Raw genomic sequence first — 14,627 nt, forward strand, 5'->3', positions numbered from 1 at the left:
GGCGGACGGCTCCGGGGAGCGCGGGCCGGGCTTGCCGTACTCACCGGGCGGGGGGAGGCTCGTAGGTGAGGCCCGGCGTGGCCCGCTCCGGACCGGGCCGAGGCCCTCGAAGGAGGTCATCATGACAACCTCGGCAGAATCCCGCTTCGGTACCGACACACTGCGCCGGGGTCTCGAGGCCCCGACGTCCGCGCCCCTGACGGCGCTCTACGCGGACGACGCCGAGCTGCGCATCGTGGACCGCAACACCCAGCCCAGCCACCCCATGGTCCTGCACGGCCGGGACGAGATCGCCACCATGCTCGACGACGTCTACAGCCGTGACATGACGCACCAGCTGGAGCGGTGCGTCGTCCAGGACGACCGGGCCGCCTTCAGCGAGACCTGTGTCTACCCGGACGGGGTGCGGGTGTACTCGGAGTCGATGGTCTCGCTGCGCGACGGCAGGATCACCGAGCAGACGATGATCCAGGCCTGGGACGAATGACCGGCCCGTTCCGGCCGGGCGCGACGTAAGGCGCGAGGGAGCAGAGAACACGGCCGGGCACCCGCGCTCCGGTCGTGGAGCGCGGGTGCCCGCACCGCGGACCTCAGCAGTGGGCTCGACGCCCGACAGGTCCGTGCGCACCACTCGCCGTCCTGCAGGACCGGTCATGGAGTGGCCTGCGTCACCTCCAAGGTCCGCCGACACTCCGTATCCGTTCGCACGGTCCCTGGAGAGCACATGACCCGTATCCCGGTGGAAGTGGACGGCACGACGTACGAGGACGAGGTGGAACCCCGTCTGCTGCTGGTCCACCATCCGCGCGACCGGCTCGGCCTGACCGGTACCCCGACCGGCTGCGACACCTCGGGCTGCGACACCTCGGGCTGCGGAGCCTGCACGGTCGAACTGGACGGCACGAGTGTGAAGAGCCGCGCGGTGCCGGCCGTCCGGGCCGACGGGGGCGAGGTGACCACCGTCCAGGGGCCGGCCCGGGACGGCGGGTGGACACCGCTGCAGCGTGCCTTCCACGAGCAGCACGCGCTGCAGTGCGGCCACTGCACCCCGCGGGGCGGCTGACGCTGTGCTCCGGCCGGAACGACCTGGAGCGCTACGGCCGGGTCTTCGCCGCCTGCTTCGGCACCGGCGGACCGCCGGCACCGGCCGCGCCCCGGCCGCGGCGGCGGCTCGTGGTGCGCGACGCCGCGGGCCGCCGTACGGCCGGTACGGAGGAGGGGCGTCCGGGACCGCCCCTGGCCGCCCGGGCCGGTGCCACCGAGACGCTCCGCCACCGTGACCTCGCGGACCTGGCCGCCGCCGAGCGGGAGCAGGTGCGACGGCTGCCGGCGGCGCCGGCCCCGCGCGACAGGGTCCGGCGCACGGCGCGCCGCCCGCACCGGCCGGCCCACCGGGTGGCCTGGGCCGATCCGCTCGAGGCGCGCCCCGGTTACGCCCCGCCGGCCGCGGGGACGGCGGCGGCGCTGCCGAGCGTGGACGTGTTCGTCGAGGGCCACCGCCTGGCCGCCCTGGAGAACCTGGCTGCGGTGGTGCGGGGTGCCTCGCCCGACGAGGCTGCCTCCCCCGCCCGGGCTGCCACCCGGCCCGCCCGCCGCACCCGGGAAGGAGCCCATCGTGCGTGACATCCTTCCGGCGCTCACCCGCTGGTACACCGCGGGCCGGCCGTTCGGCCTCGCCACCGTGGTCGGTGCCGACCGCAGCACACCGCGCGACCCGGGCGCGGCGATGGCCGTGGGACCGGACGACGAGGTGGTGGGCAGTGTGTCCGGGGGGTGTGTCGAGGGGGCGGTGTTCGAGCTGGCCCGGGAGGTCGTCACCGACGGCGAGGCCCGCCTGGAGACCTTCGGCTACGGAGCCGACGACGCCTTCGCCGTCGGCCTGACCTGCGGCGGCGAGATCACCCTGCTCGTGCGCCCGGTGACGCCGGAGCGGGACCCGGCGTTCGGCGCCGTCGCGGAGTCGGTCGCCGCGGGCGAGCCGGTGACCGTGGCGACGGTGACCGACGGTCCCGCGCCGCGCGGGGCCACGCTGGCCGTGTGGCAAAACCGGCTGGCGGGCACGCTGGGGACGACCGGCCTGGACGCGGCGGTCACCGCCGACGCGCGCGGCGAACTCGCCCTCGGCGCCACGGGGCTGCGCCACTACGGGCCCCGGGGGCAGCGGCGGGAGGACGCGGTGGGTGTGTTCCTGCAGTCCTTCGCGCCGCCGCCGCGCATGCTGGTCTTCGGGGCGATCGACTACGCGGCGGCCGTGGCCCGGATCGGTGCCTTCCTCGGCTACCGGGTCACCGTCTGCGACGCCCGCCCGGTGTTCGCCACGCCCCGTCGTTTCCCGGAGGGCGTCGAGGTCGTCGTGGACCGGCCGCACCGGTATCTGCAGGGCACGGAGACCGACGAGCGCACGGTGATCTGTGTCCTCACCCACGATCCGAAGTTCGATGTGCCGCTGCTTCAGGAGGCGCTGCGCCGGCCGGCCGCCTACATCGGCGCGATGGGCAGCCGCCGCACCCACACGGACCGCAGGGACCGGCTGGTGGAGGCCGGGCTCACCGGGGCCGAGATGTCCCGGCTGCGCTCACCGGTCGGGCTCGACCTCGGGGCCCGTACACCCGAGGAGGTGGCGGTGTCGGTGGCCGCCGAGATCGTCGCGCTGCGCTGGGGCGGCACGGGCGCACCGCTGTCCGCGACCGAGGGAGCGGTCCATCCGCCCGTGTCCGCGCCCTGAACGCCCCCGGTTCCCCGAGAACCGGGCCGCGAGGTGAAGGCCATGGAACTGCATCACGAGTTCGCCGTTCCCGTCCCGGTCGACGACGCCTGGCGGGCGCTCCTCGACATCGAACGGGTCGCGCCGTGTCTGCCGGGGCGACCGTCGAGGAGTGCGACGGCAAGACGGTGACCGGCTCGGTGAAGGTCGAGGTGGGCCCGGTCACCGTGACCTACCGGGGCACGGCCGTCTTCGGGGAACGGGACGGGACGGCGGCGCGGCGGTGTCCGTGCGTACCGATCCCACGGTGCCCGGACGGACGGCCCGGTTCGGTCGCGGGGTACCGGCGGACGTCGGCGAGCGGATCGTCGGCCGGTTCGCCGCCTGTCCGTCCGAACATCTGACGCAGCCGCCCGGCACGGCCGAAGAGACCGTCCCGGCTGATACGACCGGTACAGCCGGGACGGTCGATGCCTCGGGGACGGCTGAGGCTGTCACGACCGGTGCGGCGCAGACCGTCCGGCGTGCCGGGGCCCCGCCGGACGAGCCCCTCGACCTGCGGCGCACCGCCGGCCTGCCGGTCGCCAAACGGGCCGCCGCGGTGCTCGCGGGCGCGGCCGTGGTGGGCCTGCCGGTGGCGCGGATCCGCAGGCGGCGCCGGACCTGACACCGGGAGCGGCAAACAGTCACAAAAGGGGTGTGTGAACCGTGTCGGTTCGGGTAGTCGCCCTCATGACACCTCCGATCGCGGAAGGAGGTCCGTGAAGAGCGCATCTGTTCGTAGCGTCCGGGCCGCTTCCACCGACACGAAGCGGTCCGGCCCACCATGTGTTGACCTACCGGCCCTTCACGCGCCTGACCAATCGTCAAGCACCTCTCGCCGCACGCGGATCGCCCCTGTGTGCGAGGGGTGATCACGGCACGGTCTCGACAGCGTCCGGAAGGCGGGACCGGGGTGGCCGCGGGGTTACGATCGGGCAACGCGTACCAAGCCGCCCATTCGACGGCAAGCGACCCGAAGGGCCACAAATCCAGATGCCGGTCAAGGTCAGCGTCATCGTCCCCGTGTACAACCCGGGAATCTACATCGAGGACTGCATCTCCTCACTGCGACGGCAGTCCCTGCCTCCCGAAGAGTACGAGGCGATCTTCGTCGACGACGGTTCCACCGACGGGACTCCCGCACGGCTCGACCGGCTGGCCGCCGAGGACCCGCGGATGCGGGTGATCCACCAGGAGAACTCCGGCTGGTCCGGCAAGCCGCGCAACGTCGGGATCGCCGCCGCCCGCGGCGAGTTCGTGATGTTCGTCGACAACGACGACTACCTGGGCGACGAGGCCCTGGAGCGGATGTACGCGTACGGCGTGGCCAACGGCGCGGATGTCGTCGTCGGCAAGATGGCCGGGAAGAACCGCGGTGTGCCGGTGGAGTTGTTCCGCCGCAACCATCCGCGGGCCACGGTGGAGAACGCGCCGCTGATCGACAGCCTCACCCCGCACAAGATGTTCCGCCGGGCGTTCCTCGACGAGATCGGGCTGCGTTTCCCGGAGGGGCGGCGGCGGCTGGAGGACCACGTCTTCGTCACCGAGGCGTACCTGCGGGCGGCCAATGTCTCCGTGCTCAGCGACTACGTCTGCTACTACCACATCCGGCGTGACGACGCCTCCAACGCCGGTTTTCAGCGCTTCGATCCGGTGGGCTACTTCACCAACCTCCGCGAGGCGCTCGACGTGGTCGAGCGGTACACCGAGCCCGGCCCGGTGCGTGACCGGCTGTTCCGCCGGTGGCTGCGGGTGGAGATGGTGGAACGGCTGCGTGCCCGGCGGCTGCTGGGGCTGCCGGACGACTACCGCCAGGAGCTGTTCGGCGAGATCCACAAGGTGGTCGTCGAGCGGTTCGGGCCCGCTGTCGCGGCCGGGCTGCAGCCGACACAGCAGGTCGTCGCCTCGCTGACGGCGGCGGACCGGTACGACGACGTGGTGGCCTTCGCCGAGTGGGAGGCCGGCGTCGCGGCGACGGCGGCGCCGACCGGCGTGCAGTGGGAGGGCGGTTCGCTGCGTCTCGGTTTCACCGCCGAATACGTCTCCGGGGGCGCGCCGATGACGTTCCCCGCCGATGCCGTCCGTGCCCCGCTGGCCGATACGCCGGAGAACGTGGAGGAGGCGGTGGCGTGGGTCGGCGCCCAGACCGCGGCCCGCTTCACCGAGGCGACCGCCGATCTGCTGCTGCGTGAACGCTCCAGCTCCGCCCAGTACTTCCAGCCCGTGGAGTTCACCCGGGAGACGGCCCCGGTGGACGGCGGGGAGCAGGTGCGGCTGGTGCTGCGGGCGACGGCCTCGGTCGACCCGGGCGTGCTGCCGGGTGACGGGGTCTGGGACGCCGTCGTACGGGTCAGGCTCGGCGGCTGGACCAAGGAGTGCCGTCTCGGTCCGGCCCCGCGGGCCACCCGCCGGGAGCCGTACGCGGGCGTCGCCGCCGGCCGGGCGGTCCTGCCGTACTGGACCGAGCCGCACGGCAATCTCTCCCTGGACGTCGCGGTGAAGGGCAGGCGGCTCGGCCTCGGCCGGGTGCGGCGGCCGGATGTCACGGTCTCCGGGGCGCGGCTGCGTGCCCGGATTCCGCTGCACGCGGCAAACGGCACGCCGGTGCGGCTCCGGTTCTCCTCCGCGGGCCGGACCCTGTACACGCCGGGCGCGCTGACCACCGAGCCACAGCTGCCGGGGGCGCGGCTGGAGGCGACGCTGCCCTCGGAACTCCCCCGCGGTGTCTGGCGGGTGGCGCTCGGCCTGGACCCGGATGCCGCCGAACCGCTTTTCTCCGGGCTGCCGTTCGCGCTCCGCGCCGGCCGGAGCGGCGTGCTGGTGGTGCGGGTTCCGCGTCCCGGTACCGGACAGAAACTGCTGCGCAGGGCGCGGCGGGTGCTCGGCGTCGCCCGTGCGAGGGTGGCACCGCTGATCAGGGGAAGGCGGTGACCGGTGCGCGCACTGGACCTGGAGGGTGCCTGGGTACTGGAGCCCAAGGTGTTCCCGGACGACCGGGGCAGTTTTCACGAGTGGTTCCGCGGTGAGGAGTTCCGTGAGGCGACGGGCTACGACCTGTCACTGGCCCAGGCCAACTGCTCGGTGTCGCGCCGCGGGGTGCTGCGCGGGGTGCACTTCGCGGACGTGCCGCCCGGCCAGGCCAAGTACGTGACCTGTGTGCGCGGCGCGGTGCTCGACGTGGTGGTGGACCTGCGGGTGGGGTCCCCGGCGTACGGGAGCTGGGAGGCCGTCCGGCTGGACGACGACAGCCGGCACGCGGTGTTCCTCGCCGAGGGGCTGGGGCACGCCTTCATGGCGCTCACCGACGACGCGACGGTGATGTACCTGTGCTCGACGGGCTACGCTCCGGGCCGCGAGCACGGGGTGCACCCGCTCGACCCGGCCCTGGGCATCGAGTGGCCACAGGGCATCGACCCGGTGCTGTCGCCGAAGGACATGCGGGCGCCGATGCTGGCCGAGGCGGAGCGCCTCGGCCTGCTGCCGTCGTACGAGGCCTGCCGCGCACGCTGCGAGGAGCTGCGCGGCAGGGGGCTCAGCGGCTGACGCCGACCTGGTCGAGTGCGCGGCGCAGGGGCTCCCAGCCCAGGCGCCGCGGCAGGCCGCGGTTGCGGGCCTGGGCGAGCGGGCGCCAGAAGCCGGCCTCGATCAGCGCCTCGGGCGGCACCGCGCCGGCCCGCTCCAGGATCGTCTCGGGCACCTTCTGCGGATCGGGCACCTTGTACTCGGCCATGATCTCGTCGTACTTGTCGTGCAGCACGGTGTTGTCCGGGTCGGCACCGAAGATCACGAGCTGGCCGGTGGGCCGGGTGTCGACGAGAATCGTCACCAGATCGGGGCGGTAGCGCGCCAGTACCTCGGTGATCTTGTAGACGTCGCCGGTCCAGGCCGTGGTGTGGCGGTCCCGGGCCGCCTCGTCGACGCTGCGCGGCAGCATGTCGTCGAGGACGATCACGCTGGACCAGTCGGAGTGCTTCTCGACGTTCATGAAGTCGCGCAGGGCGTACTCGAACAGGTGCATGCCGTCGATGAAGGACAGGTCGAGGGTGGTGCGCCGCCAGTGTCCGACGGGGCTGCGGCCCCGGCGGAGGTTGCGCAGCGGGTGCCGGCCCCCCTTGAGGTGGGCCAGCGGGTTGTCGCGGGCGAAGAAGTCGTCGCTGGTGGCCTTGACCAGGTGGACGTCGCACTTCAGTTCCGAGACGACCTTGAAGGCGGGGTCGACCGCGATGCTGGGGACGCGTGACAGGTGCAGGCTGCGGCCGTCGTTGACGCCGATCTCCAGGTAGTTGCGGTTGGCGCTGGCCTTGTGCAGTGCGCGCAGGAATTCATGACGTTTCACGAAGGGGACTCTCCTTGCGGATATGGGGCAGTGCTTCGTGCGGGGCGACGCGCCAGTCACCCGGTGCCGGCAGGCCGATGTCCTGCCGGCGGTCGTGCGCGGGGGCGCTGTACGCGGGGCGGGGTGCGGGCCGGGGGAAGGCCGCTGGGGTGGTGGGCCGTACCCGGCCGGGGTCGGCGCGCATCAGCCGGCACCTCCCGGGCCAGGTCGGACCAGGTCGGACCAGGTCGCCTCGCCGGAGTTGGTGGCATGCAGGACGCCGTGCACGTCGTCGCCGAGGCGGGGGCCGAGGTCGGCCGTGCGAGCGGCGACGTCCGCGCTCCAGGTGGCTGCCCGTGCTGGTCGTCGACGACGTCGACGGTAGGGCGGCGGGCCTCGAGACCGGTCATGGTCCGCACGAAGCCGGTGCCGTGGACCCCGTACATCCAGGCGGTGCGCACGACGGCGCTCGCGCCGGACAGCTCCTCCGGCACGGCCCGCGCTCCGGCCGGCTTGGAGCGGCCGTAGGCGGTGCGCGGGGCGGTCGGATGGGCCTCGGGACAGCGGGTGACGCGGACGTCCAGGCCGTGGGTGCGGTGGTGGGCGAGGGCGAGCAGGCCGGAGGAGGCCTTGGAGGCGGAACACGGGGAGCTGGGTTCGATCGGGTACGCCTCGGTCGCCGAGCCCGACGCGATCGACCCGTGGACCTCGTCGGTAAAGACGTGCACGAAGGTGTCCACGCCGCGGCGCAGGGCGGCGTCGGGGAGGACCCGGGCGCCGGGCACGTGGGTGAGGACGAAGTCGGAGGCGGTGAGGATGGAGCGGTCGACCTGCGACTCCGCGGCGAAGTGGACCACCTGGTCCGCCTCTGCGGTGAGTGTGCCGACGAGGTCGGCGTCGCGGATGTCGCCGTGGACGAACTCTACTCGGGGTTGGGCGAGTTCGAGGTTGTCGAGGGTACCGGCGTAGGTGAGCGCGTCCAGCACGGTGGTCCTCGGCGCGCCGGCCGCGAGCAGCCTGCGGACGTGGCGGGAGCCGATGAAGCCGGCGGCTCCGGTGACGAGGAGGTTCATGAGTGGATCTGCACCTTGCTGTGGTCTCCGAGGACGAATCGGTGGGCGCTGGGGACGCTGGGGGCCGGGGTCACCTCGACATGGCGGCCGATCAGTGAGGACTCGATGCGGCGGACGCCGTCGATCGAGGAGTCCCGCAGCACGATGGAGAATTCGAGTTCGCTGTCGGTGATCCGGCAGTTCTCCGCGACGGAGGTGAAGGGTCCGACGTAGGAGTCGCTGACGACGGTGCCGGAGGCGATGACGGCGGGGCCGACGACGCGCGATTTGGTGATCCGGGCCCCTTCCTCCACGACCACCCGGCCGATGGTCTCGGAGGCGTCGTCCACTTCGCCGTCGATCCGGCGCTCGATGCCTTCGAGGACGGACCGGTTGACCTCCAGCATGTCCACGATGTTGCCCGTGTCCTTCCAGTAGCCGTGGATGACCGTGCAGCGCACGTCGGCGCGGGAGTCGATCAGGTGCTGGATGGCGTGGGTGATCTCGAGTTCGCCGCGCCAGGAGGGCTTGACGGCGCGCACCGCGTCGTGGATGGCGGGGGTGAACAGGTAGACGCCGACGAGGGCGAGGTCGCTCTTGGGACGCTCGGGTTTCTCCTCGAGGCCGATCACCTGTCCGCCCGCGTCGAGTTCGGCGACGCCGAAGGAGCGGGGGTCGGCGACGTGGGTGAGCAGGATCTGGGCGTCGGGCCGGTGCCGGCGGAACTCGTCGACGAGTCCGGTGATGCCGCCGACGATGAAGTTGTCGCCGAGGTACATCACGAAGTCGTCGTCGCCGAGCCAGTCGCGGGCGATCAGCACGGCGTGTGCCAGCCCGAGGGGCCGTTCCTGGGGGATGTAGGTGATGCGCAGGCCGAACTTCGATCCGTCGCCCACCGCGTTCTCGATCTCCTCGGCCGTGTCGCCGACGATCATTCCGACGTCGGTGATGCCGGCGTCCGCGATCGATTCCAGCCCGTAGAAGAGCACGGGCTTGTTGGCCACGGGGACCAACTGTTTCGCCGAGGTGTGGGTGATCGGCCTCAGCCGGGTGCCGGCGCCGCCTGACAGCACGAGAGCCTTCATCTGCCTCACCATAGTGGTGCGCGGCGCACGGAACATCACTTGCTTTAACGGTTCATTACGAAATCCCCGACGAGATCCGTCCAGTCGCCGCGCTTCCGGCCGACGGCCGCTGACTCGCGCCGGGCGGGGACGTCGGACCCGCCTGCCGGGCACGTCGGCCCGTTCCGGCCCGGTGCGTCAACGTCCGTACGCGGGCTGGAGGTTCCCGCGGTGTGGTCCGGGCAGGTCGGGTGCGGAGGCGGTCCGGGCCGGTGACGGCCGAGGCGGGACCGGGTCGCGGCCCTGGCGGCCTGTCCCCCGAAGGGATGACACCGGCCGGTGCCGGGAGTGTTGCCGACGGCCGGGACGGCGCCCGCTCACCGGTGCGCGCCGAGTTCCGCCCACACCTGTTTGCCGCCGCTGACCGGCAGGGTCCCCCAGGCCGCCGACAGGGCCTCGACGAGCAGGATGCCGCGGCCGCCGGTGGCCTCCCAGCCGATGCTGTTCGGCTTGGCGGGACTGCGGGGCGAGGCGTCGGCGACCGCGAGGCGCAGCCGGTCGCCGACGAGGGTGAGGTCGAGGCGGACCTGCCCCTCGGTGTGCACGAGCGCGTTGGTGACCAGTTCGGAGACGACGAGCAGGGCGGTGTCGAGGTCCTCGGCCACGCCCCAGGAGCGCAGGGTGCGCCGGGTGAAGCGGCGGGCGTGACCGACGGCCTGCGGCACCCGCCACACCGTCCAGGTCTCCCGCAGCGGGCGCAGGGTCATGCCCTCGTAGCGCATCAGCAGCAGGGCGACGTCGTCGCTGCGCGGGGCCCTGCCGAGCAGGCCGTCGGCGACCAGTCCCAGGTCGGCCGGGTCGGCGGCCGCCAGCCGGCGGGCGAGGTGGTCCATGCCCTCGTCGATGTCGGCCTCGACGGTCTCGACCAGGCCGTCCGTGGTGAGGGCGATCACCGTGCCGGGCCGCAGCCTCAGCGGGCTCATGGGGAAGTCGGCCTGCGCCATGACGCCGAGCGGCGGACCGCCCTCCGCCTCCGCGATCTCGGTACTGCCGTCCGGATGGCGCAGCACCGGCGGCAGATGCCCGGCGCGTACGCACCAGGCGGAGCCCTGTTCCAGGTCGACCTCGACGTAGCAGCAGGTCGCGAAGAGGTCGCTCTCCATGTCCGCGAGCAGCCGGTTGGCGTGCGACACGACCACGTCGGGCGTGTGCCCCTCGACGGCGTAGGCGCGCAGCGCGGTGCGCATCTGCCCCATGAGGGTGGCGGCGCCGGCGCTGTGGCCCTGGACGTCGCCGATGACCAGGGCGACGTGGTTGTCGGGCAGTGGTATCACGTCGTACCAGTCGCCGCCGAGCTCGAGGCCGGCGGTGCTGGGCAGGTAGCGGGCGACGGCGACCGCGCCGGGCAGGTGGGGCAGGCGGCGCGGCAGCAGCTGGCGCTGGAGCATGCCGACCAGTTCGTGCTCGGCGTCGAAGGCGCGCGCCCGCATGAGGGCCTGTCCGGCGAGACCGGCGGCGGCGGTGAGCAGGGCGCGCTCGTCGGCGCCGAAGTCGTGCGGGGTGTCCCAGCCGATGAGGCAGGCACCGGCCGTCCGGTTGCCCGCGGACAGCGGCAGCATGGCGAGGCCGCCCGGTCCGACCTCGGCGAGGGAGGTCTCCAGTGCGCTGCCCGCGGGCCAGAACCGGACCCGGCCCTCGCGCAGGACGGCGGCGAGCGTGGGCATGGTGCGCACGGGCGCCTCGGGCCACTCGGTACGCCACTCGGCGCGCCACAGGTCCGGCCAGGCGTCCGGTTGTGGCGGGTCGAGGACGGTGACGACGAGCCGGTCGCTCTCCAGTTCGGCGATCGCGATCCGGTCGGCTCCGAGCGGCCCGCGCAGGGCCGCGACCACGGCCTTGCCGACATCGCGGACGGTGACCGCGGTGGTGAGTGCGGTGGCCAGGCGCTGCACCCGGGCCACGTCGGTGACGTCGGCGCGCAGGGTGGAGGCGTCGGCGACGGAACCCACCAGGCGGGCCGGGCGCCCCTCCCCGCCCGGCAGCAGCCGGCCGCGCAGTCTGAGCCACCTCGGCGGGCCGGCGGGCTGCACGACCCGGAACTCCAGTTCGCGCTCGCCGGTGGTCATGTGGTCGGACTCGACGACCGACATCACAGAGGGCAGGTCCTCCGGCACGGTCAGGCCCACGAGGGTCTCGACGCGTCCGTCGAAGTCGTCCGGGCCGAGGCCGAAAAGGTCCAGGATGTCGTCGCCCACCCGGACCCGTCCGGTGTCCATGGCGAGGACGAAGGCATCCGGTGCGGGGTCTGCACCACCGTCGGCCGCGGGCTGCCGCCCGGGAAGGGCGACCGCTTCGGCGACGAGTCCGAGGCAGACGCGGTCGTCGGTGTCGAAGCCGCCGGGGCGCTCGCTGACGGCGAGCAGGCAGCCGCCGAAGCCGTGGCGCACGGGCAGCGCGGCGAGGAAGAAGTCGCGGGCCGGGACGCGCCGTGCCTGGGCCTGGGCGGCGAGCTCCTCGGGGCCGAGCCACACCGGCCGCCCGCCGCGTACCGCGTCGGCGGCCGGGGAGTGCCCGGCGACGGAATAGCTGTCCCGCACTCCGCACAGGGTCCGCGGGATCCCGGCCGACTCCACCAGACGCAGCTGCTCGCCGTCCCCGCTGGGCGTGTACACCGCGACGAGGGCGGCGCCGGCGAAGACCAGTGCCTGCTCCAGGACCCGGCGCACCCGGTCCGGCGACTTCGGCTCGGTGGCGATCGTCGTGAGGGCACCTTCCGCGCGCAGCGTTCTCGTGCTGCGTCCCGCAGCGCCCTCACCGACCACGTTGGCCATTACAGCGCTTATACGACACCTGCGCAGCCCCTGCGGCACTCCGGCGCTCTCCGGCGGGGGCCGGGACAGGGGGACCGGAACATGGCAGGGGCACGGCACCCGTGAACGGGACAGGGGCGGACAGCACACGACAGGGCGGAACACGGGCTCCGCAGGACCGGACGGGCACGCCGTCGGGGAACGGCGCGGAGACGGACAGCCGGCGGCCCGGGCACGGGACGTGCGAGGGGGCGGACAGGCTGGACGACACGTGCCGCTTCTGCTGCGGGCACGGCCCGCGGGCTGAGCCGGCCTCGGCCCCCGGGCGGGCTGGACGCGTGCGGGCCCCCGCTGCCGGCGTGCCGGCGCCCCCGGTCCGCCACGGTGTGTCGTGGCGGACCGGGGGCTCAGTGACGGTCAGTGGGTCTCGGTCAGTGGGTCTCGGTCAGGCCGTCGTCGGCCGCGCCGTCCTCTGCGCCCTGATCGGCACCGTCGTTCCGGCCCGCTTCCTCGCCGGCGACCTCGCCGGCCTGGCCGCCCGCACCGGCGTCCTCGCCGCCGACGTCGCCGGCCTCTTCTCCGCCCGCCCGGTCACCGGCCCCGGCGCCCGCGCCGCCGTCGCCGTCACCGTCGCCGAGGGTCGCGCCGACCGCCGCCAGGGCGGTGGTGACCGGCTGGAAGAAGGTCTCGCCGCCGACCGTGCAGTCGCCGCTGCCGCCCGAGGTGAGGCCGATCGCGAGGCCGTCCTGGGTGAACATCGAGCCGCCGCTGTCGCCGGGTTCCGCGCAGACGTCGGTCTGGATGAGACCGGTGACCGTGCCCTCGGGGTAGTTCACCGTGGCGTCGAGTCCGAGGACCTGGCCGTCGGCGAGCCCGGTGGTGCTGCCCATCCGGAACACCTCCTGGCCGACGGTGGCCTCCGCGGCCTCGGTGATCTGGACCGTCTGGCCGCCCACGTCGACGTCGCTCGGCGCGTCGGTGGCCGGGTCGTCGTACCGGACGAGTGCGAAGTCGCCCTCACCGGGGAAGACCGCCTGGTCGACGGTGGCGACCGGCCGGCCGTTCTGCGCGTCCGACCACTGATCGGCCGCGACCGCGCAGTGACCGGCGGTCAGGAAGGCGGGCGCGCCGTCGTCCGCGGTGACGTTGAAGCCGAGCGAGCAGCGTGCCCCGCCGGAGAAGATGGCGTCGCCGCCCGAGGCGAAGGTCTTGAACGTGCCCGCGGACTTCCTGATGGTCGCCATGCCGGAGCCGAGGCCCTGCACGGTGGACTCCAGTCTGTCCCAGTTGTCGCCGGTCACCGTGGAGTCGGCGGTGACCAGGATCCTGTTGGTGCGCGGGTCGACGGCCCACGAGGTGCCGGGGATGGTGGCCTCGGTCTTCAGCGTCCGCTCGCCCGCGGCCAGTTCGGTCATGCTGTTGTCGACCTCGCGGACCGTCGCGCCCGCCTCCTTCGCCTGCACGATCACGTTGTCGTCGTCGCCGGGTACGACGTTGACGACGAGCTGCCGCTTGTCCCCGTCGTAGTAGGAGCCGGCGAACGCGTCGCCGAGGAGCCCGGCGAGCTGTGAGGCGAGGTCCGAGGCATCCGTCGCCTTGAGGGTCCTCGGCGCGGCCGCCGCGTCGTTCGACGCACCGTCCTGCGACGCGTTGGCGCTGGGGAGCAGGATCGCTGCGGCGCCGAGGGCCACCACACCGCCCACCGCTATCGCGGCCTTGCGCTTCGGAATTCGCTTGTGACTCAAACTTCTCGACCTCCTGGGGGGACCGGAGTCGTGCCGCCGTTCGGCGGCTGTCGGGGCGCCTGGATGGCTGTTGGTACGCACGGGCCCGACGGGGCGTTCAAATCCGTTTGCGGTCAGTGGGTCTGCGACACGGAATCGGTCGGCCGGCGTGCCCGCCCGGTGCCCGGACACCTCCGCCCGGAGGGACGTACAGCGAGCGGGTGCGCACACTCCGTCACCCTCATGGTCCGGAATCCCGGCTTCGGTGAATCTGCACATCGAATGCCCAACCCGGTCACCGCGACCGGAAGTCGTCCACAGGCCGACCGTCCCCCTCGTGCCCTTTGGGGCCGATGTGTCGGATTCCCTCTCGAGGTGCGCAAGCGGTGGGAGGGGGCGATGCGGTGACCCCTGTGAAGAAGCCGCCACCGGGCCGTCGCCTTCTCTGCACGCTTGGGCGCGACACGGCCGCGAGTTGCCTGGTGAGAGGTTTGTTCAAGTGGAGGGCCGGACCCGGGGCGTGCTTTGATCCATCGCACCGCAGGGCCTTTTCGGACACCTGGTGACGGGGGTCCGGGGCCCACGGCCGCGGCCTTCGCCCTGTCCCCGGAAGGCCGCTCCCCCTTGTGACATATCCATACGAAGGGAAGTTCCACCATGAACTCCACCCCCCAGGTCGAGACCGTCGAGATCTCCGACGCCGAGCTCGACAACGTCTCCGGCGGTCTGTCCGTGAACGCCGTGAACACCCTCACGGGCGCGGTGGACGGCATCGCCCCGGTCTCCGGCCTGGTCGACACGGCCGTGGGCACCGTCGAGGGTGTGACCGGCCTGAACACCGCTCCGGTCACGAACCTGGTCGCCGGTCTCTGATCGCGCCGTTGTGCCGCTGAGCCCTGGAGCCGTCCCCCGGCTC

Annotated in this window: 13 protein-coding genes and 1 pseudogene; 9 read left to right on the top strand and 5 right to left on the bottom strand. The window is 73.1% G+C overall.

Annotated elements, in window-relative coordinates; genetic code table 11:
• Window positions 1-121 precede the first annotated feature (121 nt).
• The 8 genes and pseudogenes from ACFWVE_RS15110 to rfbC all read left to right on the top strand — a co-directional run bounded on the left by ACFWVE_RS15110 (window position 122) and on the right by rfbC (window position 6,289).
• Window positions 122-487, top strand: coding sequence for a nuclear transport factor 2 family protein (locus ACFWVE_RS15110; protein WP_384013298.1), 366 nt, complete (start codon window positions 122-124; stop codon window positions 485-487).
• A 237-nt stretch (window positions 488-724) separates the two neighbouring features.
• Window positions 725-1,051: pseudogene (locus tag ACFWVE_RS15115) on the top strand ((2Fe-2S)-binding protein); the annotation flags it as partial.
• On the top strand, window positions 1,033-1,623 hold the full coding sequence (locus tag ACFWVE_RS15120; RefSeq protein ID WP_384013301.1) for a hypothetical protein: 591 nt from the start codon (window positions 1,033-1,035) through the stop codon (window positions 1,621-1,623). The pseudogene ACFWVE_RS15115 and the gene ACFWVE_RS15120, both read left to right, overlap by 19 nt.
• The gene (locus tag ACFWVE_RS15125; protein WP_384013304.1) at window positions 1,616-2,725 is read left to right on the top strand and encodes an XdhC family protein; all 1,110 of its coding nucleotides are present in this window, start codon (window positions 1,616-1,618) and stop codon (window positions 2,723-2,725) included. The genes ACFWVE_RS15120 and ACFWVE_RS15125 overlap by 8 nt, the downstream gene beginning before the upstream one ends.
• Before the next feature lie 42 nt (window positions 2,726-2,767).
• Entirely contained in the window at window positions 2,768-2,896 is a 129-nt protein-coding gene (locus tag ACFWVE_RS15130; protein ID WP_384013307.1) for a hypothetical protein, read from the top strand.
• Window positions 2,897-3,011: 115 nt separating this feature from the next.
• Entirely contained in the window at window positions 3,012-3,371 is a 360-nt protein-coding gene (locus tag ACFWVE_RS15135) for a hypothetical protein (protein ID WP_384013310.1), read from the top strand.
• A gap of 368 nt (window positions 3,372-3,739) precedes the next feature.
• Window positions 3,740-5,677: a glycosyltransferase family 2 protein gene (locus ACFWVE_RS15140; protein ID WP_384013313.1), complete on the top strand. Its 1,938-nt coding sequence runs from the start codon at window positions 3,740-3,742 to the stop codon at window positions 5,675-5,677.
• A 3-nt stretch (window positions 5,678-5,680) separates the two neighbouring features.
• Window positions 5,681-6,289: a dTDP-4-dehydrorhamnose 3,5-epimerase gene (rfbC, locus tag ACFWVE_RS15145; protein WP_384013316.1), complete on the top strand. Its 609-nt coding sequence runs from the start codon at window positions 5,681-5,683 to the stop codon at window positions 6,287-6,289.
• On the opposite strand, the gene ACFWVE_RS15150 is transcribed toward rfbC, so the two are convergent.
• The 5 genes from ACFWVE_RS15150 to ACFWVE_RS15170 all read right to left on the bottom strand — a co-directional run bounded on the left by ACFWVE_RS15150 (window position 6,279) and on the right by ACFWVE_RS15170 (window position 13,732).
• Window positions 6,279-7,082: a class I SAM-dependent methyltransferase gene (locus ACFWVE_RS15150; protein WP_384013319.1), complete on the bottom strand. Its 804-nt coding sequence runs from the start codon at window positions 7,080-7,082 to the stop codon at window positions 6,279-6,281. The two genes, rfbC and ACFWVE_RS15150, sit on opposite strands and share 11 nt — an antisense overlap.
• A 56-nt stretch (window positions 7,083-7,138) precedes the next feature.
• Window positions 7,139-8,134 (bottom strand): NAD-dependent epimerase/dehydratase family protein, encoded by a 996-nt coding sequence (locus tag ACFWVE_RS15155; protein ID WP_384013322.1) that lies wholly within the window; start codon window positions 8,132-8,134, stop codon window positions 7,139-7,141.
• Window positions 8,131-9,198, bottom strand: coding sequence for a glucose-1-phosphate thymidylyltransferase (locus tag ACFWVE_RS15160; protein WP_384013325.1), 1,068 nt, complete (start codon window positions 9,196-9,198; stop codon window positions 8,131-8,133). The genes ACFWVE_RS15155 and ACFWVE_RS15160 overlap by 4 nt, the downstream gene beginning before the upstream one ends.
• A 356-nt stretch (window positions 9,199-9,554) precedes the next feature.
• Complete coding sequence (locus ACFWVE_RS15165) at window positions 9,555-12,008, bottom strand: SpoIIE family protein phosphatase (RefSeq protein ID WP_384013326.1); 2,454 nt, start codon at window positions 12,006-12,008, stop codon at window positions 9,555-9,557.
• Window positions 12,009-12,418: 410 nt separating this feature from the next.
• Window positions 12,419-13,732 carry a S1 family peptidase gene (locus ACFWVE_RS15170; protein ID WP_384013329.1) on the bottom strand — a complete coding sequence of 438 codons (1,314 nt, stop codon included), beginning with the start codon at window positions 13,730-13,732 and terminating at the stop codon, window positions 12,419-12,421.
• Window positions 13,733-14,368: 636 nt separating this feature from the next.
• Between ACFWVE_RS15170 and ACFWVE_RS15175 the strand changes: the two genes are divergently transcribed.
• Window positions 14,369-14,584, top strand: coding sequence for a hypothetical protein (locus tag ACFWVE_RS15175; protein ID WP_055595335.1), 216 nt, complete (start codon window positions 14,369-14,371; stop codon window positions 14,582-14,584).
• The last annotated feature ends 43 nt before the right edge of the window (window positions 14,585-14,627 follow it).

Source organism: Streptomyces sp. NPDC058632 (genome assembly GCF_042717095.1).
Lineage (GTDB): Bacteria > Actinomycetota > Actinomycetes > Streptomycetales > Streptomycetaceae > Streptomyces.

What these genes read in the sequence shown, in the direction of transcription:
- ACFWVE_RS15110 (WP_384013298.1), top strand. Translation starts at nt 122, where the DNA reads ATGACAACCTCGGCAGAATCCCGCTTCGGTACCGACACACTGCGCCGG.
- ACFWVE_RS15165 (WP_384013326.1), bottom strand. Translation starts at nt 12,008, where the DNA reads ATGGCCAACGTGGTCGGTGAGGGCGCTGCGGGACGCAGCACGAGAACG.
- ACFWVE_RS15130 (WP_384013307.1), top strand. Translation starts at nt 2,768, where the DNA reads ATGGAACTGCATCACGAGTTCGCCGTTCCCGTCCCGGTCGACGACGCC.
- ACFWVE_RS15160 (WP_384013325.1), bottom strand. Translation starts at nt 9,198, where the DNA reads ATGAAGGCTCTCGTGCTGTCAGGCGGCGCCGGCACCCGGCTGAGGCCG.
- ACFWVE_RS15140 (WP_384013313.1), top strand. Translation starts at nt 3,740, where the DNA reads ATGCCGGTCAAGGTCAGCGTCATCGTCCCCGTGTACAACCCGGGAATC.
- ACFWVE_RS15155 (WP_384013322.1), bottom strand. Translation starts at nt 8,134, where the DNA reads ATGAACCTCCTCGTCACCGGAGCCGCCGGCTTCATCGGCTCCCGCCAC.
- ACFWVE_RS15175 (WP_055595335.1), top strand. Translation starts at nt 14,369, where the DNA reads ATGAACTCCACCCCCCAGGTCGAGACCGTCGAGATCTCCGACGCCGAG.